Source organism: Pseudonocardia sp. ICBG601 (genome assembly GCF_020496245.1).
In genome coordinates this window covers 50,517-68,106 of record NZ_JAHLJA010000032.1, presented here as the reverse complement: position 1 = coordinate 68,106, position 17,590 = coordinate 50,517, and the positions used below count along the sequence as shown (strand labels likewise).

The 17,590-nt window shown below is 72.3% G+C and carries 14 protein-coding genes, 1 tRNA gene, 1 rRNA gene and 3 pseudogenes; 6 read left to right on the top strand and 13 right to left on the bottom strand.

What is annotated here, in order from left to right:
* Positions 1-249: 249 nt before the first annotated feature.
* A 16S ribosomal RNA gene (locus KPL57_RS11930) occupies positions 250-1,769 on the bottom strand.
* 734 nt (positions 1,770-2,503) lie between these two features.
* On the opposite strand from KPL57_RS11930, the gene KPL57_RS69605 reads away from it, so the two are divergent.
* Positions 2,504-3,127, top strand: a complete 624-nt coding sequence (locus KPL57_RS69605; protein ID WP_226351639.1) for a methyltransferase domain-containing protein — start codon at positions 2,504-2,506, stop codon at positions 3,125-3,127.
* Between the two features lie 3 nt (positions 3,128-3,130).
* Here the strand turns inward: KPL57_RS69605 and KPL57_RS11920 are convergent, their stop codons facing one another.
* Positions 3,131-3,934, bottom strand: a complete 804-nt coding sequence (locus tag KPL57_RS11920; protein WP_020624704.1) for a PP2C family serine/threonine-protein phosphatase — start codon at positions 3,932-3,934, stop codon at positions 3,131-3,133.
* Between the two features lie 192 nt (positions 3,935-4,126).
* On the opposite strand from KPL57_RS11920, the gene KPL57_RS11915 reads away from it, so the two are divergent.
* Positions 4,127-4,200: transfer RNA gene (locus KPL57_RS11915), tRNA-Arg, on the top strand.
* 96 nt (positions 4,201-4,296) lie between these two features.
* On the opposite strand, the gene KPL57_RS11910 is transcribed toward KPL57_RS11915, so the two are convergent.
* The 6 genes and pseudogenes from KPL57_RS11910 to KPL57_RS11885 form a co-directional block, all read right to left on the bottom strand.
* Positions 4,297-4,767 carry a nuclear transport factor 2 family protein gene (locus KPL57_RS11910; protein ID WP_226351638.1) on the bottom strand — a complete coding sequence of 157 codons (471 nt, stop codon included), beginning with the start codon at positions 4,765-4,767 and terminating at the stop codon, positions 4,297-4,299.
* Between the two features lie 246 nt (positions 4,768-5,013).
* Entirely contained in the window at positions 5,014-5,835 is an 822-nt protein-coding gene (locus KPL57_RS11905; protein ID WP_226351637.1) for a family 1 encapsulin nanocompartment shell protein, read from the bottom strand.
* A gap of 2 nt (positions 5,836-5,837) precedes the next feature.
* On the bottom strand, positions 5,838-6,410 hold the full coding sequence (locus KPL57_RS11900; RefSeq protein ID WP_226351636.1) for a hemerythrin domain-containing protein: 573 nt from the start codon (positions 6,408-6,410) through the stop codon (positions 5,838-5,840).
* 9 nt (positions 6,411-6,419) lie between these two features.
* Positions 6,420-6,818: pseudogene (locus KPL57_RS11895) on the bottom strand (protein kinase); the annotation flags it as partial.
* Positions 6,767-7,742: pseudogene (locus KPL57_RS11890) on the bottom strand (IS5 family transposase). The pseudogenes KPL57_RS11895 and KPL57_RS11890, both read right to left, overlap by 52 nt.
* Positions 7,648-8,193 (bottom strand): serine/threonine-protein kinase, encoded by a 546-nt coding sequence (locus KPL57_RS11885; protein ID WP_226351634.1) that lies wholly within the window; start codon positions 8,191-8,193, stop codon positions 7,648-7,650. Before KPL57_RS11885 ends, KPL57_RS11890 begins: the two are co-directional and overlap by 95 nt.
* Positions 8,194-8,551: 358 nt before the next feature.
* Here KPL57_RS11885 and KPL57_RS11880 point away from each other — a divergent pair, with 358 nt between their 5' ends.
* Positions 8,552-9,364 (top strand): LmeA family phospholipid-binding protein, encoded by an 813-nt coding sequence (locus tag KPL57_RS11880; protein WP_075307712.1) that lies wholly within the window; start codon positions 8,552-8,554, stop codon positions 9,362-9,364.
* Positions 9,365-9,483: 119 nt separating this feature from the next.
* Here the strand turns inward: KPL57_RS11880 and KPL57_RS11875 are convergent.
* Both KPL57_RS11875 and KPL57_RS11870 read right to left on the bottom strand, forming a co-directional pair.
* Positions 9,484-10,982 (bottom strand): annotated as a pseudogene (locus tag KPL57_RS11875) (FAD-dependent oxidoreductase).
* Positions 10,983-10,995: 13 nt separating this feature from the next.
* On the bottom strand, positions 10,996-11,925 hold the full coding sequence (locus KPL57_RS11870) for a diiron oxygenase (RefSeq protein ID WP_020627538.1): 930 nt from the start codon (positions 11,923-11,925) through the stop codon (positions 10,996-10,998).
* 186 nt (positions 11,926-12,111) lie between these two features.
* On the opposite strand from KPL57_RS11870, the gene KPL57_RS11865 reads away from it, so the two are divergent.
* The 3 genes from KPL57_RS11865 to KPL57_RS11855 are packed head-to-tail and all read left to right on the top strand — an operon-like array spanning position 12,112 to position 13,740.
* Complete coding sequence (locus KPL57_RS11865; protein WP_226351633.1) at positions 12,112-12,693, top strand: carboxypeptidase-like regulatory domain-containing protein; 582 nt, start codon at positions 12,112-12,114, stop codon at positions 12,691-12,693.
* A complete protein-coding gene (locus KPL57_RS11860; protein WP_308252849.1) occupies positions 12,690-12,935 on the top strand; it encodes a carboxypeptidase-like regulatory domain-containing protein in 246 nt (81 codons plus the stop codon). Before KPL57_RS11865 ends, KPL57_RS11860 begins: the two co-directional genes overlap by 4 nt.
* The gene (locus tag KPL57_RS11855) at positions 12,928-13,740 is read left to right on the top strand and encodes a YceI family protein (protein ID WP_020627540.1); all 813 of its coding nucleotides are present in this window, start codon (positions 12,928-12,930) and stop codon (positions 13,738-13,740) included. Before KPL57_RS11860 ends, KPL57_RS11855 begins: the two co-directional genes overlap by 8 nt.
* Positions 13,741-13,846: 106 nt before the next feature.
* On the opposite strand, the gene KPL57_RS11850 is transcribed toward KPL57_RS11855, so the two are convergent.
* The 3 genes from KPL57_RS11850 to KPL57_RS11840 are packed head-to-tail and all read right to left on the bottom strand — an operon-like array spanning position 13,847 to position 17,540.
* Positions 13,847-14,176: a hypothetical protein gene (locus KPL57_RS11850; RefSeq protein ID WP_226351631.1), complete on the bottom strand. Its 330-nt coding sequence runs from the start codon at positions 14,174-14,176 to the stop codon at positions 13,847-13,849.
* A gap of 38 nt (positions 14,177-14,214) precedes the next feature.
* A complete protein-coding gene (locus KPL57_RS11845) occupies positions 14,215-15,510 on the bottom strand; it encodes a YeeE/YedE family protein (RefSeq protein ID WP_226351630.1) in 1,296 nt (431 codons plus the stop codon).
* Positions 15,511-15,533: 23 nt separating this feature from the next.
* Positions 15,534-17,540: a hypothetical protein gene (locus tag KPL57_RS11840; RefSeq protein ID WP_226351629.1), complete on the bottom strand. Its 2,007-nt coding sequence runs from the start codon at positions 17,538-17,540 to the stop codon at positions 15,534-15,536.
* Between the last annotated feature and the right edge of the window lie 50 nt (positions 17,541-17,590).

Below are 17,590 nucleotides of genomic sequence, written 5' to 3'. Positions count from 1 at the left end.
CCACCCACCACAAGCAGGCGTTAGGAAGCCCCCGACCAGAGCGGCCAAAGAAAACAACCCGTTCACCAGGTGTCTCCTCAGGACCCAACAGTGTGCCAAGCCAAACCGGCCCAACGAACTGCGTTCCACCCAACGCACCCAACCCACAGACGGAGTTGATGGCGCGATTCAATGAAGGAACCACAGAAACCCACAGAGCAAAACCCTGTGAAGCCATGTGGTGCCCCATCACATGATGGGACTCCTTAGAAAGGAGGTGATCCAGCCGCACCTTCCGGTACGGCTACCTTGTTACGACTTCGTCCCAATCGCCAGTCCCACCTTCGACAGCTCCCTCCACAAGGGTTGGGCCGCCGGCTTCGGGTGTTACCAACTTTCGTGACGTGACGGGCGGTGTGTACAAGGCCCGGGAACGTATTCACCGCAGCGTTGCTGATCTGCGATTACTAGCGACTCCAACTTCACGGGGTCGAGTTGCAGACCCCGATCCGAACTGAGACTCACTTTAAGGGATTCGCTCCACCTCACGGTCTCGCAGCCCTCTGTATGAGCCATTGTAGCATGTGTGAAGCCCTGGACATAAGGGGCATGATGACTTGACGTCATCCCCACCTTCCTCCGAGTTGACCCCGGCAGTCTCCCATGAGTCCCCACCATAACGTGCTGGCAACATGGAACAAGGGTTGCGCTCGTTGCGGGACTTAACCCAACATCTCACGACACGAGCTGACGACAGCCATGCACCACCTGCACACCAACCACAAGGGAAGCCCTATCTCTAGGGATGTCTGGTGCATGTCAAACCCAGGTAAGGTTCTTCGCGTTGCATCGAATTAATCCACATGCTCCGCCGCTTGTGCGGGCCCCCGTCAATTCCTTTGAGTTTTAGCCTTGCGGCCGTACTCCCCAGGCGGGGCGCTTAATGCGTTAGCTGCGGCACAGAAACCGTGGAATGGTCCCCACACCTAGCGCCCAACGTTTACGGCGTGGACTACCAGGGTATCTAATCCTGTTCGCTCCCCACGCTTTCGCTCCTCAGCGTCAGTATCGGCCCAGAGACCCGCCTTCGCCACCGGTGTTCCTCCTGATATCTGCGCATTTCACCGCTACACCAGGAATTCCAGTCTCCCCTGCCGAACTCAAGTGATGCCCGTATCGACCGCACGCTCAGAGTTAAGCCCCAAGTTTTCACGGCCGACGCGACACACCGCCTACGAGCTCTTTACGCCCAATAATTCCGGACAACGCTCGCACCCTACGTGTTACCGCGGCTGCTGGCACGTAGTTGGCCGGTGCTTCTTCTCCAGGTACCGTCAATCACTCTTCGTCCCTGACGAAAGAGGTTTACAACCCGAAGGCCGTCATCCCCCACGCGGCGTCGCTGCGTCAGGCTTCCGCCCATTGCGCAATATTCCCCACTGCTGCCTCCCGTAGGAGTCTGGGCCGTGTCTCAGTCCCAGTGTGGCCGGTCGCCCTCTCAGGCCGGCTACCCGTCACCGCCTTGGTAGGCCATCACCCCACCAACAAGCTGATAGGCCGCGGGCCCATCCCCCACCGAAAAAACTTTCCACCACCAACCATGCGATCAATGGTCCTATCCGGTATTAGACCCAGTTTCCCAGGCTTATCCCAGAGTGGAGGGCAGGTCACCCACGTGTTACTCACCCGTTCGCCGCTCGTGTACCCCCGAAAGGGCCTTACCGCTCGACTTGCATGTGTTAAGCACGCCGCCAGCGTTCGTCCTGAGCCAGGATCAAACTCTCCAACAAAACCCTGACAAACAAACACTAGCCACAACACCCGACGGAGGCCGAATGCTGCAACCAAACAAACAATTTGGCACAAAACGCCAAACCGATTCAAATAGCTCGACACACTGTTGAGTTCTCAAAAGACACCCGCACCGCAATCACCCACACCCTCCAACAGAGAGCGGGATCCTGAAGACGGATCGCCTCGACCCACCAAGACAACCACACCGAGAAACTCGGCGAACCACCAGGGGGTCAGCTGTCCGCGGGGCCTGTTGACCGAACCACTCAGGGCCCGTTCTGTCCGGCTCACTCCCTGACAGGAAGAAAGTTACGCCATGCGATTCGGGCACGTCAAACCGGGGTCGGAAACACCCGCTGACCTGCGCAAACCCGTCTCCGGGCCGCACAACACCGCGGTCGAGCCCGACCCTGCCGAGCGACGAACGGTCGCCCTGACGAGCTCACCTCGGATACTGGTTGACCAGCACCGATCGCGCAAGTGGAAGCTCGCGGTGGGGGTTCGAACCGGAGCTCCATCCGTCGTTCGTCCCACGCCTGCCTGCTCGCCAACTGTTTTCAAGATTTTTTTCGACCGTCCGTCGTGGCGTCCGGCCGCGACAAACGGTCGGTGGCCTGGAGGTCGTCCCCGGGGGCGACGGGCTCAGGCGGTGATCACGATCGTCGACCGCGGGTGGCCGTTCGTCGTGGTGCCTCGTAGGCCCGGTGCGTCGCCGCGCGAGACTCGACGCGTGCACTCCGACGGAGACGTCCTCCCGCCCGTCCTGCACCGGCTGCGTGCCGGCGCGGAGCTCACGGCCGCGGCTTGGTGCCGTACCCCGGGTGCGACGGGTCGGTTCCGGGCGACCGTCGTCGCCGAGCAGCTCGTGGTGGAGGCGGGCGACAGTGAACCCCTCCGGATCACGGCGTCGCCCGTGGCGCTCCCCCTACGGACCCGGTCGGTGGACCGGGTCGCCGTCCCGATGCTGCTCCCCCACCTACGGGACATCGACGGTCTGTTCGCGGAGCTGCGGCGGGTCCTCGCACCGCACGGGCTCATCTCGGTCCTGGTGCCGGCGCCGCGGTCGTTCGGCTGGCACGGGTCCGCGTTGCGGAAGGCGGTCCGTGGTGCGTGGCGGCACAGGGCGGCCGTCGAGCACCCGGAGTGGCTGGCGGCCGCCGCGGACTTCGCCGTACTCGCCGACGACCGTCTCGACTTCACCCTCGACGGGGACGCAGCGTCGGCCGGCGCCGACGAACTGTGCGCGGCCGGCGTCTACCCGCCCGATCTCCCGGACCGGGCGCGTGCGGACCTCGCGGCGCACCGCACGGCGCTGCGGACGGTCCGGTTGCGGCGGGTGGTGGCCCGGCGCTGAGGATCAGTCCGCGGTGGCGATCTCGGCGACGGCCCCGGCGATCCGCAGATCCTGACCCGGGCCGTCGGCGTCGTCGACCTCCACGACGTCGGCGACGATCGCGGTGATGTTGTCGGGCCCGCCGCCCTCGTTGGCGAGCCTGATGAGCTCATCGACGACCTGCTCCGGCTCGGCGCCGGAAGCGAGCTCGCGGTGCAGGACGTCGTCGTCGAGCACGGCGGTCACACCGTCGGAGCAGAGGAGATAGCGGTCCCCGACGAGGATGTCGACACGGTCGAGGTCCGGTTCCGGCGCGTGGTCGGTGCTCAGCGCGCGCATCAGGACGGAGCGGCGCGGGTGGTGCGCCGCCTCCTCGAGGGTGATCTGCCCCTGGTCGACGAGCTGCTGGACCATCGTGTGGTCGTGGGTGAGCCGGCTCAGCTCGCCGTCCCGCAGCAGGTAGATCCGGGAGTCCCCGATGTGGGCGAGCGCGAGCTGGTCACCGGTGAGGAGCAGCGAGACGACGGTCGTGCCCATCCCCCGCATCTCCGGCTCGTCCGCGGCGCGGCGGGCCAACCGGTCCGTGGCGTCGTTGAGCGCTTCGATCATCTCGGCCGCGAGGTCGATGTCGGTGAGGTCCTGCGGGAGTCGAGACTCCAGCTCGGTGAACACCGACACCGTCGTCGCACTCGCGATCTCGCCGTGGGCGTGACCGCCCATCCCGTCGGCCACGATCAGCAGTCGGCCGGTCGTCGCTCCGGAGTCCTGGTTCGACGTCCGGCGACGGCCCACATCCGACCCGAGCGCGGATCGCAGTCCCAGCACCATGGGGACAGTATGGACGTCACGGTCCGTCAGCGTCGCAGGCGAGGCCCGTTCGGCGTGTGCTTCAACCGGTCGGATGGCGCTATGCCCTGCGCACGGGCCGGATCGGGTGGTTCGTGACGGCGGAGCCGCAGCTGTGATCGCTTGCCCTCCTCGCTACGGTGGGGGCGCACCGGACGAGGTCCGGGGCGGCCGGCCCTCGTAGCTCAGCTGGATAGAGCAAGAGCCTTCTAATCTCTAGGTCGCAGGTTCGAATCCTGCCGGGGGCACTCACCTACACACCGAGTCGGTTGCTCCCGGCACGGGTGTGCTCGTCGTCGGCGTACATCGCCTCCAGACGCGGGCACGTCACTCGGCGGGACCACTCACCGGCCCTGCTGGTCGCGGAGAAGTGCGGCGACCTCGTCCCGCGTGTGCTCGTCGGGTTCGTAGCTGGTTCCCTGCTGGGTGAGGCATCGCCAGCCGTCGCTCCCGTGAACCCAGGTTGCGGTGAACCGGGTGTGCGCGGAGAGGTCCTCGCCGTCGTTGGTCACAGAGTGGGTGAAGTAGTCGCCGTCGAGCTGGGCGATCGGGCCGTTCACCCGGGCCGCGGCTCGATGGACGATGTAGGTCGCTCCTGGTTCGAGGCTCCGGACGAGCGTCAGGTAGCCGTCACGGTCGTAGCGGCGGCCGAAGACGCTGACGTAGAGGAACGCCGGGTGCAGGTACTGCTCGAGCTGGTCGACCAGCCCCGACGAGTTGCACCGGGTCCACTGCTGAAAGCGCAGTCGTAGTGCGGTCGCGATCTCGTCGTCCCACGTCCACGCGGGCGGCGGTCGGTCGGTAGCTGGGGACATCAGGATCTCCGACTCGGGAGGGGGCCGCGGGATCCGCGCGCTGCCGGACCGACCGCAGGGACACACCCATCGTGCGAGCGACCGGTGCCACCGCCCATGCACCTGTCGGAGAAAGGAATCCGTCCGGGTTGTGCGCGGCGACGGAGCGCGGATCCGCGGAGCCACGGAGGTGCGGGCCCGTCCCCCGACACACGACCGTGCCCCGCCGGACGACGACGGGGCACGGTCTCGCGGACGAGCGGCAGGTCAGAGCAGGCGCACGCTCGCGTCCGGCTCGACGGCGCGGAAGGTGAAGCTCTCCTCCAGGTAGAGGTGCACCTCGCGGGCGTCGTGGTCGGAGTAGCCGATCGCCAGGTCCTGGCCGACGTCGAGCAGGAAGTCCCCGCCGCGTTGGCTGACGACGACGGCACCGTCGAGACCGTGTGCACGCAGGATCTGCCCGCCGAGGATCCGGCTCAGGTGCTCGAACAGCGGGTAGCCACCGTGCTCGGCGGTCTCCACGATGCGGGTGTAGCCCTCGGGCGCGATCGCCATCGCGTAGGGGCCCTCGATACCGTTGCGGCGCAGCTGGTCCACCGCACGGGCGACGGCCCCCGGGTAGGTCTCGGGGTCGTCGCCCAGGGCCACCGTGTCGTACGGCGAGACGCCCGCGATGCCCTCGAAGCCGGCCTCGGGCCAGCCGTGGAAGATCGCGCGGTTCTCGATCGCGGCGGCCGCGCGGGCGGCGCGGGCGAGGTCGTCGAACTCCGGGGCCTTCGCGCCGCGCTGCAGGTCGTCGATCTCGTCGCGGGAGACCGTGAACGGGACCCGGAACTCGGCGAACGGCTGCACCCGACGCAGGCGCGCGGTGATGCCGGCACCCGCGACACCGGGCGGCGGCCCGTCGAGCCGCTGCGAGCGGCCGAGGTCGACCGAGGACGTCTGCCAGCCCGCGGTCCCGGTCCAGTCCGCGAGGCGACGCCCGGCCAGCAGCGGCGTCAGGCGCTCGCGGGCCTCGTCGTCGACGGCCTTCCAGGCCGTCGTGGGGATCGGCGCCTTCTCCCGCATGAGGTGGTCGTGCACGGCCATGTCTACTTTCCCTTCAGGCTGCCGATGCCGAGCCCGTCGCGGGTCGGGTCGGACGGGTCGATCTCGGCCTGGATCGCCTCGACGTAGTTCTCGGGGTCCTTGTCGGAGTTGTCGAGACCCGCGGTGGTGGGATGGGCGTCGAGGAACTCCGCGAACTGCTGGCCGAGGGCGTCGCGCAGGCCGGTGGTGGCGTTCAGGCGGAAGTTGGCGAGGCCCTCGTTCTCCTCCTCGCCCATGTGCTCGTCGTTCGCGCGGCGGGCAGCCCAGACACCCTCCCACCACTGCCCGCTGCCGACCGGGCTGCGTTCGGCCTGCGCCACGCCGTCACGGATCTCGTTGTGGTCCCCGATGGCGTCGAGCGTCTCGTCCTTCGGGTCCTCCCCGTGGGCGAGCAGCTGCGGGTAGAAGATCTTCTCCTCGGCCAGGGCGTGCACGTCGAGGCGCGCGGCGAGCGGCTCCCAGAGGCGGGCGAGCTCACGGGGGTCGGCGTCGCGCGCCTGGAGCTCGTCCAGGGCTGCGAACTGTCGGCGGAACCAGGCGTGGTCGTCGAGGATCAAGGTGGTGATGTCCGGCACCCGCGCAGGCTACGACGGTCCGGGGCCGCCGGCTCGCCGGAGATCCATCGGTCGCCGGTGGTGCCGGAGGAGCAGGGCGAGGTCGTCGGCGGCCGACCGTTCGTCCGGGTGCCGGCAGGTCGCGGCGGCCAACGCCCGGTGCAGCCGGGGCGACAGCTCCCCGGGGACCCGCGGAGGCCGGTGCAGCCGGGCGACGGCGGACTCCACCGTGGTCCCCGGGTACTCCCGCTCCCCGCTGAGCGCTTCGAGCAGGACCAGGCCCAGGGCGTACACGTCCGCGGCGGGGCCGACCGTCTCACCGGCGACCTGCTCGGGCGCGAGGTAGGCCGCGGTGCCCAGGACGGTGTCGGTCCGGGTCAGCGCCGAGCAGCCCAGCACGCGGGCGACGCCGAAGTCGGTGAGACGTGCCCGGCCGGTCTCAGAGCGTGTTTGGAAATTCTAGTGGGTTGAGGGTGTCGTGTGTTTCTGCTGGCGGGTGGCGGGGTATCCACGGGCGATGCGGCGGGTGATGGTGTTGATCGCGGCCCAGCGGATCATGGCTTCGGATGTGGTGGGGTGGCGTTCGTAGTCTCGGGCCAGGCGTCGGTGTGCGGTGAGCCAGGCCAGGGTCCGTTCGACCACCCACCTTCGTGGGAGGACGGTGAATCCGCGCTGCTCGGGTGGCTTGCGGATGATCTCGATCGTTGTCTGCAGGATCGTGGCGGCCCAGTCGAGCAGTCGCCCGGCGAAGTCGGCGTCGGCGTAGACGAACCGCACCCTGGTGCGCAGGTAGAGGTTGAGCAGGATCGGCTTGGCGCCGTCGCGGTCCTGTACCGAGGCCGAGCACACCATCGTGGTCAGCAGCAGACCGAGGGTGTCGGTCACGATGAACCGTTTCCGTCCGCCTGTCTTCTTCCCGGCGTCGTAGCCGCGGGAGTCCTGGCCGACGGTGTCGGCGCCCTTGACCGACTGGGAATCGATGATCCCCGCACTCGGCTCCGGATCACGGCCCTCGGCGATACGTAACTGCCCCCGCACGACCGGGAGGATCTTCTCGGTGACCTTCTGCTGTTCCCACTGGTTGAAGTACCAGTAGACGGTCTGCCAGGGCGGGAAGTCCACCGGCAACGCCCGCCAGGCACACCCGGTCCGCACGACATACAAGATCGCGTCCAGCACGTCCCGACGAGCATGAGCAACAGGCCGCCCCCGCCGCGCGAGCGGCGGTAACAACGGCTCGATCACCACCCACTGGGCATCACTGGTGTCCGAGGGGTACCGGCGCGGTCGTTCCTGCATGCCGACCACGATGGAGCACCCCAGCCGTGTCGACCATCCCGACACACCCACCATTTCCAAACACGCTCTCAGCGCAGAGCAGGATGTTGGCGGGCTTGACGTCGCGGTGCACCACCCCACGGGCGTGCAGGTGCGCGAGGCCGGACGCGATGTCGGCACCGATCCCGGCGACCTGCTCGACCGGCAGCGGACCGTGGGCCAGCCGAGCCGCGAGCGTCCCGCCGACGACGAGCTCGGACACCATGAACGGGCGGCCGCGGTCGACGCCCCCGCCCAGCAGCGGCACCAGGCTCCGGTGGTCCAGGTGCGCCATGGTCCGCAGCTCGCGGCACAGCCGGTCGAGGCTGCCGTCCTCGCAGCGGTCGAGGAACAGCTTGACCGCGACCGCCCGGTCCTCGTGCGGGTCCCAGGCCCGGTAGACGGTCGCGGTCGACCCGATGCCGACATGGGTCGCGAGGATGTAGCGGCCGACGATCACGTCGGTCTCCGGGACCGCAGAGCGCATCACTGCCATGACAGACGGTGCCGCCACCACCCGGGCCCGTGTCCAGACCGGAGCAGGTCCATCACTCTCCCGGGTTGTCCTAAACGCCCCGATGGGGCTGTTCCCGGACCGGATGCCTTGCGGGACAACACCCGGGCGACGGGGTGCCCGCCCCGGGCCGGTGTCGACCGCGGCACGCGGCCGGGCGTCCGTCGACGGCGGGCCGCGCCGTGCGCCGGTGCCGACCGACCGCCGTCGTGCCACCGGCCGACGACGGCGTGCGGGTCGTCGCACATCCCCGACGCGGCCGCGCGGAGGAGCGCCCGGCCTGCGACGCTCGGACCGACCGCGTCCACCGTTCGAGGGAGCCAGCAGCGTCATGGCAGTCGAGACGCCGGCCGGCCCCTCCGCGGCGACGGCCCTGCTCGACGCGGGGACCGCGCCCGGATCGGCGTTGCTCCTGCGCGCGCTGCTGGAGGCCGCGCGGCTGCGCTACGTCGGGCGCCCGACCACGCTGCGCTCCCGCGGGGCCCAGGTGCGGCTGGTGCCGACGGCCGTCGCGTCGTCGGGGCTCGGTGCCCGGGCGCTGACGACCGGGCGGTTCGCCACGGTCACCCTCGCCGCACGCGACGTCGTCCGGCCCGGTCTCACGCTGCGCGGGCTCACCGTGACCGCCGCGGACGTGCGGCTGCGTCCCGGCCTCGCGCCGGAGCTGGTGACCGGCCCGGTGGAGATCGAGGCCGAGCTCGACCCGGCCTGGGTCGCCGGGCGGCTGCGGGAGCACCTCCCGCAGGTCGAGGTGGGTGTCGACGACGACGGCGTCGCCCGGGCCCGGCTGCGTCGCCGTCCCGGGCTCGGGGCCGCCGACCTCGCGGTGTCGGTGGACGGGCATACCCTGTCCTGGAAGGTCACCGGTCTGACCGTCGCCGGGCGGTGGATGGGTCCACCCCGCTCGGCGGACACCCGTCGCTCGGTGCGGGCGATGGTCGACCGCAGCCCGCTGGCGGCGATCCGCTCGGGCCGGGCCGAACTCCCCGGGCTGCCCGGCGCGCTGCGGCTGCACGGGCTGGACCTCGCCCCCGGGCGGATCCTGGTGCGCGGCACGCTCGACGAGTGGCGCCGCAGCGTCCCGGTCGCGCGGATCGACGACGTGCTGCGCGGCGCGCTGTCCCTGCTGGACCTGAGCCGCTGACCCGGGACAGCTGCCCGTGCCCGCCCGTGCCCGAGCCGCCCGCACGTCGATCAGTACTTGAGCGTCGTCGTCCGACCGCGGGACAGCGCTGAGGTACTGATCGACGCGCAGGGTGGCGGTCAGCTCCGGCGGAGCCGCCGGGTGATGGCGCCCAGGCGCGAGGTCGGGCGGCGCGACGGGAGCAGGCCGGCGACGGCGTCGTCGAGCAGGGACCCGATCGTCTCGGCCGCGCAGGTGCGGTTGGTGCCGATCCCTCCGGACGGGCCCCGCTTGATCCAGCCGACGACGTAGTGGCCGGGACGGCCCTCGACGCGGCCGGCGTCGTGCGGGACGACGCCGCGGTCGTCGTCGAAGGGCAGGCCGGCGACGGAACGGCCGCGGTGCCCCACGGCGCGCACGACCAGACCGGCCGGGATGTCGGTCCCGTCCGCGGTGTGCACCCCCTGGGCCCGGACGGTGCCGTCGATCCGCTCGGGCGCCGAGTGGAACCGGAACACCACCCGTGGGCGCTCGGCCGGCACCGACCAGTCGATCTTCTCCCGGCGGGCGCCGCGCAGCAGCGCGTGCGACGGGGACGCGGCGGGGCCGTCGAGGGACTCGGCGATGCGCGGGTCGTGCTCGTCGACGACGACCTCGACGCCGCTGCGGCCGAGCAGCTCGCGCAGCTCCGGTGCGGTCGCGGCGACGGCCTCGGGGCCACGGCGGGCGAGCAGCACGACCTCGGTGATCGCACCGGTGCGCAGCGCGGCGAGCGCGGCCGGGTCGATCGGCGTGCCCTCCAGATCGGCGGCCGACGCGGTGAGGACCCGGGCGACGTCGATCGCGACGTTGCCGGTGCCGACCACGACGACGCGCTCCACCGAGGTGTCGACGGCGTCGCGCGGCACGTCGGGGTGGCCGTTGTACCAGCCCACGACGGTGTCGGCGGCGATGCTGCCGGGCAATCCCTCCCCCGGCAGGCCCAGGTCGCGCGGCGCGGGCGCACCGACGGCCCAGACCACGGCGTCGTGCCGGGCGGCCAGCTCGTCGGCCGAGACGTCCCGGCCGACCTCGGTGCCCAGCCGCATCCGCACCCGCGGGTGGGAGTGGAACCGGGCGAAGGACTCCCCGATCCCCTTCGTCGACGGGTGGTCGGGCGCGACCCCGAACCGCACCAGCCCGCCCGCGACGTCGAGCCGGTCGTAGAGCGTGACCGTCGACGAGGTGTGCAGCAGCAGGTCCTGTGCGGCGTACATCCCGGCGGGCCCGGTCCCGACGACGGCGACGTCGAGCGGGGCCATGTCCGCGGGCAGCGACCGCGTGAACTTCAGCGGGTACCACTCGTGGAACAGCGGGAGTCGCCCTCCAGCTTCCCGGCGACCGGCTTGCCCTCGAAGTAGTCCGCGTTGACCTCGGCGTACCCGGCGAGTGATGCGCTCAGCCGCTCCACCGGGAAGATCGCGTCCACCGGGCAGGCGTCGGCGCAGGCCCCGCAGTCGATGCACGCCCGCGGGTCGATGTAGAGCATGTCGGTCGTGGCGAAGTCGGCCTCGTCCGGCGTGGGGTGGATGCAGTTGACCGGGCAGGCGGCGACGCACGACGCGTCGGTGCAGCAGGTCTGGGTGATCGCGAAGGGCACGGCCGGCTCCGGATCAGATCAGGTTGGCGCGACGGTAGAGGGCCAGCGCCGGCTTGGTGAGCAGGCCGCAGGAGGACAGGAACTCCATGAGCCCGGCGCAGGAGGACCGCAGCAGTGCCTTGTGGTGCTCGTTGTTCCGCGCCTCGCGCAGCGCGCGCTTCCGGTCGAGGCCCGCGTTCTCGTACAGGTCCTCGTTCCACATGGCGGTGACGATCTCGTAGGCGGCCAGCGCCACGAACAGGGCCTGGACCTGGCGGCGCAGCGGGCCCGCCCCGCGGAGACGGTCACGCGTCTCCTCGCGGGCGAACTTCATGTGCCGCGACTCCTCGACCACGTGGATGTTGTTGATCGTCCGGACGAACGGGACGACGCGCTCGTCGCGCATCCAGTCCCGCTGCATCACGTCGAGGACCTCCTCCGCGACGAGGATGGAGGCGTAGGCGGCCTCACCGGAGTAGACGGCCGCGCAGAGCCGGCCCATCGCGACGACGCGCTTCTTCGGGATGTAGGCCGGGGCGCCGAGCTTGGCCGAACCGCGGGCGAACATGATCGAGTGGCGGCACTCGTCGGCGATCTCGGTCAGCGCCCACTGGAACGCCGGGTCGGTCGGGTCCTTGGCGTAGAAGTCCCGCAGGATCAGCTGCTGCAGGATCATCTCGAACCAGATGCCGGTCGAGGCGACCGACGCCGACTCCTGGCGGGTCAGCTCCTTGCGCTGCTCCTCGGTCAGCTCCGCCCAGTAGGCGGTGCCGTAGAGACTGCTCCACTCCGGGCTCATGCCGTGGTAGTCGCGGTCCAGCGGCGTGTCCCAGTCGACCTGGGTGGCCGGGTCGAACGAGAGCTCCTCGGAGGACCGCAGGAGGCGCTCGGCGGTGTCGTGCCGGTCCTCCGCGTGCCGGTCGTTCCCGGCCTCGAGCCCGTGCTCCGGAACGGTGGCGGTCATGTCGACTCCTCGCAGACAACGACGTCAATGCTGTAACCACCGGTAACGTTACCACCGGTTACACGTGACGCAAGCCCCCCGAGCGCACGGCGGCCCGATCACCGGCCGGCGACACCGGTGCGGGTGACGCACCGCCCACCCGGGAGGGTTATCGTTGCGATGCGCAACTAACTGGGAGGTCGCGACGTGACACCGGAACGGGACGGACCTGCGGTCGTCGGCACCGTGCGGGGGCGGTCCGGCACCCCCGTGCCGGGCGCGACCGTCACCGTCACCGACCTCGACGGCCGCCAGCACGGGCGGACCGCCAGCGGCGACGACGGCACCTACGCCGTGCCCCTGGGCACCGGCGGGACGTACCTGGTGGTGACCCGCACCGACGGCGCCGGGCCCGACGCCGGGCTGGTCGCCGTCGGCGCGTCCCCCGCCCGGCACGACGTGACCGTCGCCGGCGGCGGCACGGTGCGGGGCACCCTGACCGACGCGACGGGCCACCCGGTCGGTGCCGCCGCCGTCACACTGATCGACACCGCGGGCGAGGTCGTCGCGCACACGCCGACCGACCCGGCCGGCCGGTTCCTGGTCGAGACCCCCGGCACCGGCCCGCACACCCTCACCGCGACCGCACCCGGGCACGGGCCGCTGGCCCGCACCGTCGACGCCGACCCGGCCGCGCCGCCGGTGGAGCTGCGTTTCCCCGCCCTGGCCGGGATCGCCGGTGTCGCCCGCAGCGGCGACGGCCGCCGGTGCCCGGGGCTCGGATCGTGATCGGCGACAGCGACGGCCGCACCGTCGCCGAGACCACCACCGGCCGGGACGGCAGCTACGAGCTGCACGGACTCCCGCCCGGACGGCACGAGCTGACCGCGAGCGGCTGGGCGCCGGTCGTCGTCGCGGTACAGGTGGCACGGGGGGCGACCACGCCGGTCGAGGTGCGCTTCGGCGCCCCGGACCCGACCGACGACGACCGGATCGGCGGCCCGACGCGGACGGAGCACGGACATGGCTGAGCTCTACGGACGGCTGAGCACCCCCGACGGCTGGCCGGTGACCGGCGCGACGGTCACCGTCATGGACGCCACCGGCGTGCAGCGGGGCCGGGCGGCCAGCCGGGCCGACGGCGGGTTCGCGGTGGCGGAGCTGGCGCCGGGACCGCACACGGTCGTCGTCGCCGCGGCGGGGTACGAGCCCTCCGCGCGGGCGGTCTCCCTCGCCGGGGACGGCGTCGACCTGGGCCGCGTCGAGCTCGCCAGGGCCGGCGGCGCGGTGCTGCCCACCCCGGGGCTGTGGCGGATCGACCCGCAGCACTCCAGCATCCGGGCCACCGCGCTGCACCTGGGCATGAGCCGCATCCACGGCAGGCTGCGCCGGTTCTCCGGCGACCTGCGGGTGGCCGACCCGTTCGAGGCCAGCTCGGTCAGTGTGTCGATCGACGCGGGATCGGTGGACTCCGACGACCCCGACCGCGACTCCCACCTGCGGACCGCGGACTTCCTCGACGTCGAGACCCACCCGGCCATCGGCTACGAGGGCGACGGCCTGACCCGGGTCGACGCCACCCGCTGGACGGTGCACGGGATGCTCTCGCTCAAGGGCGTCAAGGCACCGGTCGACCTGCACATGACCTACGGCGGCACCGGCCCCGACCTGTGGGGCGGCACCCGGGCGGCGTTCACCGCCACCACCGAGATCTCCCGCGACGAGTTCGCGATCGACTGGAACCAGTCGGTGCTGGCCGGCGTGCTCGCCGTCGGGCGGACGCTGCGGATCGACCTCGACGTGCAGGCCGTCCTGCAGGAGGCCCCGCACGCGTGATCGCCCCGCCCGGGAGATCCCGGACGGGGCGATCCCGGCCCGCCTGCCCCGTGCGAGCCGGTTGCACCCCGGGCGGCCCTGTGCACGACCGCCCGGGGCGGACCGGTCAGCTCAGGCCGGCGAGCGCCCCGAACACGGGCGCGGTCAGGTCGACCGGGGTCAGCAGGTCCTTCGGCAGCGGCGCCGCCGGGACGTCCTTGAGCAGGTACACAGGGGTGTTCCCACCCGGCCGGTCACCGGCGGACGGGTTCAGCTCGGCCGAGTCGCTCGGGGTCGCCTCGCCGTCGTAGTGCCAGACGGTGCCGTCGTAGTGGGCGTCTCCGTGGCCGTGGCCCTGGTGGCCCTCGTCGGCGTGCGCGAGCCCGCCGGCCAGGGTGGCCAGCGCCCCGGCGCCGGCGACGGCGGCCAGCGCGCGGGCGGTGGTGCGTGCGGTCATGGTGTGAACCTCTCTGGTGGGGGGAGCGTCCGGCCTGCTCAGCAGAGCGAGTCGACCGGCTTGGGGTTGGTCAGGCCGAACAGCGGCCGAAGCCGCAGCCCGACCCAGGTGCCGCCGAGTGCGACGACGGCCCAGATCCAGCCGTGCAGGCTGAACGAGGCGATGCCGGAGAAGTAGGCACCGATGTTGCAGCCGCCCGCGAGGCGCGCGCCGTAGCCCGTCGCGATGCCGCCGAGGACGGCGCCGAGACCGAGCTTCCAGGGGATGCGCTTGTGCAGCACGAACGCGCCGCCCACCGCGGAGGCCACCAGCGCGCCGATCATGATGCCGACGTCGAGGTTGGAGATGCGGTCGGCGAGCACCGGCGCGGCCAGCGACCGGGCGTTCGCCGGGACCTGCCAGTAGGCCAGCCCCGCCATGTCGAACCCGACCGCCTGCAGGACCTTCGAGCCCCACAGCGCGAACGCCGAGGTCACACCCCACGGGGCGGCGGAGACGAACAGGACGGCCGCGTTGAGCACCGCGAGCACGAGCGCGCCGACCCACATCGGCCACGAGCCGCGCAGCACGCGTGCCGCACCGCGGGCCGACGGCGGCCGCTCGACCGGGGGCGGGGTGCGGCGCCGGGCGACGACCCAGGTCACCACGGTGATCCCCGCCGTGACCAGCAGCGTCACCGCGACCGCACCCGGGTAGCCGAGCAGCTGGGCCAGGTTGATGCTCGGACCCTGCGGGACGGTCTGCGTCCAGAAGGTGTGGGTGAACACCGCGAACATCGACCCGACGATGAACCCGAACAGCGTCAGCACGATCGCGGACTGCCCGCTGCCGACGGCGAACAGCGTCCCCGACGCGCACGACCCGCCGACCTGCATGCCGACGCCGAACAGGAAGGCGCCGACGACGAGCCCGATGCCGATCGGGTTGGTGAAGCCCCGCGGGTCCCCGGCGAGCGCGAACCCGGACGAGAGGATCACCGCGAACAGCACCGACGCCGTCGCCAGCATGAGCATGTGCGCGCGGATCGCGGCGCCCTGCCCGACGGCGACGAGCTGCCGCCAGCCGGAGGTGAAGCCGAACCGGGAGTGGAACAGCGTGAAGCCCAGGGCCAGGCCGAGCGCGGCGGTGCCCACCATCGTCGCCGGGGCGACGGCGCCCACCCCGACGAGGAACAGCACCGCCAGGACCAGGCCGACCGCGACCACCGGCCACTGCGGCGGGGCGGCCTCGCGGTCCTGCGGGCCGTAGGCGGTGCGCCCGGCGGCGGGCAGCTCGCGCAGGGCACGGACCAGGGAGCCCGGCGACCGGCCGGGCGGATCCTTCGTGATCGACACGGGACTCTCCTCGTGGGTGGCGGTCAGGGGGTCGGGCCGGCGGGGGTGCCGGGACCGGTGTCGAGTGCGGAGCCGATCCGGACGACCGCGCCGCCCGGGAACCACGCCGCCTCGTTGGGCGACCCGTGGTGGCCGCCGTCGGTGTCGGCGGTCATGGGCACATCGACCGGTGCGGCGGCGTACAGCGACGGCACCGGGTCGGCGTAGGTCTCGCCGGACGTGGCGGCCCAGGCTCGCAGCCCGGACAGCGACGGCGCCGAGCCCGGGGCGACGGCGGCCAGCAGCCGCACGTAGCGCTGCGGGGCCGGCTCCTGCGGACCGAAGTCCAGCGGGAGCAGGGTGCCCGGGCTCTGGCCGAGCACGCCGCCGGTCAGCAGCCAGGGTGCCAGGTAGGTCCCGCCGAGCGCGGTGGGCGTGGTGAGCGCCGCGCGGGCGGTGTCGCGCACCGTGGTGGCGGCGAGCTGCCAGCCCGAGACGACCAGCAGCGCGTCCTGGGGGCCCGCGGCCGGGCGGACGGGCAGCCCGGCGGCCGCGGCCTCGGCCCGCACGACGTCGGCGGCGGCCCGCGAGCGCGGCGACGCGTCGCCGGCGATCGCGAGGCCCGGCGCGCCCTGGCCGCCGAGCGCACGCACGGTGCCACGCAGGGCACCGGCGTCGGCCGGGTCGAGCACCTCGGACGGGCAGTTCCCGACGGTGGCGTCGCCACCGGCGACGATCCGGCCGACCGTGGCCGACAGGCACTCCGGGGCGTCGGGCCCGGTCGCGCCGGCCGGGGCGGTGCGCTCGGTGCCGACGTCGACCGGCACCGAGCGGGTCAGGCCACCCGCGGTGAGGGTGATCGACGAGGTCCCCGCGGGCAGGTCGACGAGGGCCCAGCCGCCGCGGACCTCCGTGCGGGCGGTGAACGGGACGACCCGGTCCCCCACCCGTACCGCGTACCCGGCGGGGGCGCCCGGGTCACCACCGTGCCCGGCGGGCATCCGTGCGTCCGGGCCGGTCACCTCGACCCCGCCGCCGGTGAGCTGCACCAGGTTGGGTCCGGGGCGCATCGGGGACACCGCCAGGGTCAGCGGGCCCGCACCGAGGTCGACCGAGCGCAGCAGCGCCTGGCCGGGGGTGGCCCCCGGGGCCGGGGCGGGCAGTGCGGCCGGCAGCGTCGCCGCACCGACCGCGGCGAGGGCGGCCAGCACGACCGGGGTGCGGAGACGGTCGCGCAGCTCGGCGGCACGCACCGCGTCGGAGCGGGTCCCGGCCGTCGCACGGCGGGTCACCCACGCCTGCACGGCGAGCAGGGCCGCGACCGCGGCCGGGGCCAGCACGGTGACCAGCACCGCCCGGCCGTAGCCGGTGCCGTGCAGGTCGGTGAGCGAGAACGGTCCGGCGAGGGCGACCCGGACCGCGGCGAGCACCACCCCGACCGTCCCCGCCGCGATGCCGACGATCCGCACCCGGGCGGCCCGCGGCGCCGGGTCGGTAGCGGTGGCCAGGTGCAGCGCGGCACCGGCGGCCAGGGCACCCGCGACCGCGTACCCGGCGTCGAGGACGAACCACGGCGCCGACGGGGTCCCGGCCAGCTGGATCGCCAGCAGGCCGGTCACCACCACCGCGGGGACGACGGCGAGCACCGGCCGCGGGCCGGCGAGCAGCGCGGGCACCGCCACCGTCGCCAGCAGGAGCAGCAGGGTCCAGCCGGAGATCCCGGCGCCGGACCGGGTCACCGCGGCAACCGCGGCGGAGACGGCGACGAGCGCCGCGACTCCCGCGACGACCCGCTCGGCGCGTCCTGGCGTATCGGCGAGGACACGCACCAGGCCGGATCCGGCCACCACGGCGAGCGCGGTGAGCAGGACCAGGCGCAGGGCCGTGTCCGCGAACGGCACGCCGTCGGAGGGTCCTGCGGCGAGGACCGCCGGGGCGGCCCCCGCCACTGCACGGAGCAGGGCGGGGGCGTCCCCGGCCGGGCCGGCGGGCAGGAGCCCGCCGGCCGGCACGAGTGTCGCGAACGACGTCGAGAACGACACGGACGTCATCAGTCCTTGATGTCCTCGTCCGCGGCGACGAACAGCATCGAGTGCGGCTT

Coding starts and splice junctions, on each gene's coding strand:
- KPL57_RS11880 (WP_075307712.1), top strand. CDS start 8,552: ATGGCAGTCGAGACGCCGGCCGGCCCCTCCGCGGCGACGGCCCTGCTC.
- KPL57_RS11885 (WP_226351634.1), bottom strand. CDS start 8,193: ATGCGCTCTGCGGTCCCGGAGACCGACGTGATCGTCGGCCGCTACATC.
- KPL57_RS11840 (WP_226351629.1), bottom strand. CDS start 17,540: ATGACGTCCGTGTCGTTCTCGACGTCGTTCGCGACACTCGTGCCGGCC.
- KPL57_RS11920 (WP_020624704.1), bottom strand. CDS start 3,934: ATGGTGCTGGGACTGCGATCCGCGCTCGGGTCGGATGTGGGCCGTCGC.
- KPL57_RS11850 (WP_226351631.1), bottom strand. CDS start 14,176: ATGACCGCACGCACCACCGCCCGCGCGCTGGCCGCCGTCGCCGGCGCC.
- KPL57_RS11855 (WP_020627540.1), top strand. CDS start 12,928: ATGGCTGAGCTCTACGGACGGCTGAGCACCCCCGACGGCTGGCCGGTG.
- KPL57_RS11910 (WP_226351638.1), bottom strand. CDS start 4,767: ATGTCCCCAGCTACCGACCGACCGCCGCCCGCGTGGACGTGGGACGAC.
- KPL57_RS11905 (WP_226351637.1), bottom strand. CDS start 5,835: ATGGCCGTGCACGACCACCTCATGCGGGAGAAGGCGCCGATCCCCACG.
- KPL57_RS11870 (WP_020627538.1), bottom strand. CDS start 11,925: ATGACCGCCACCGTTCCGGAGCACGGGCTCGAGGCCGGGAACGACCGG.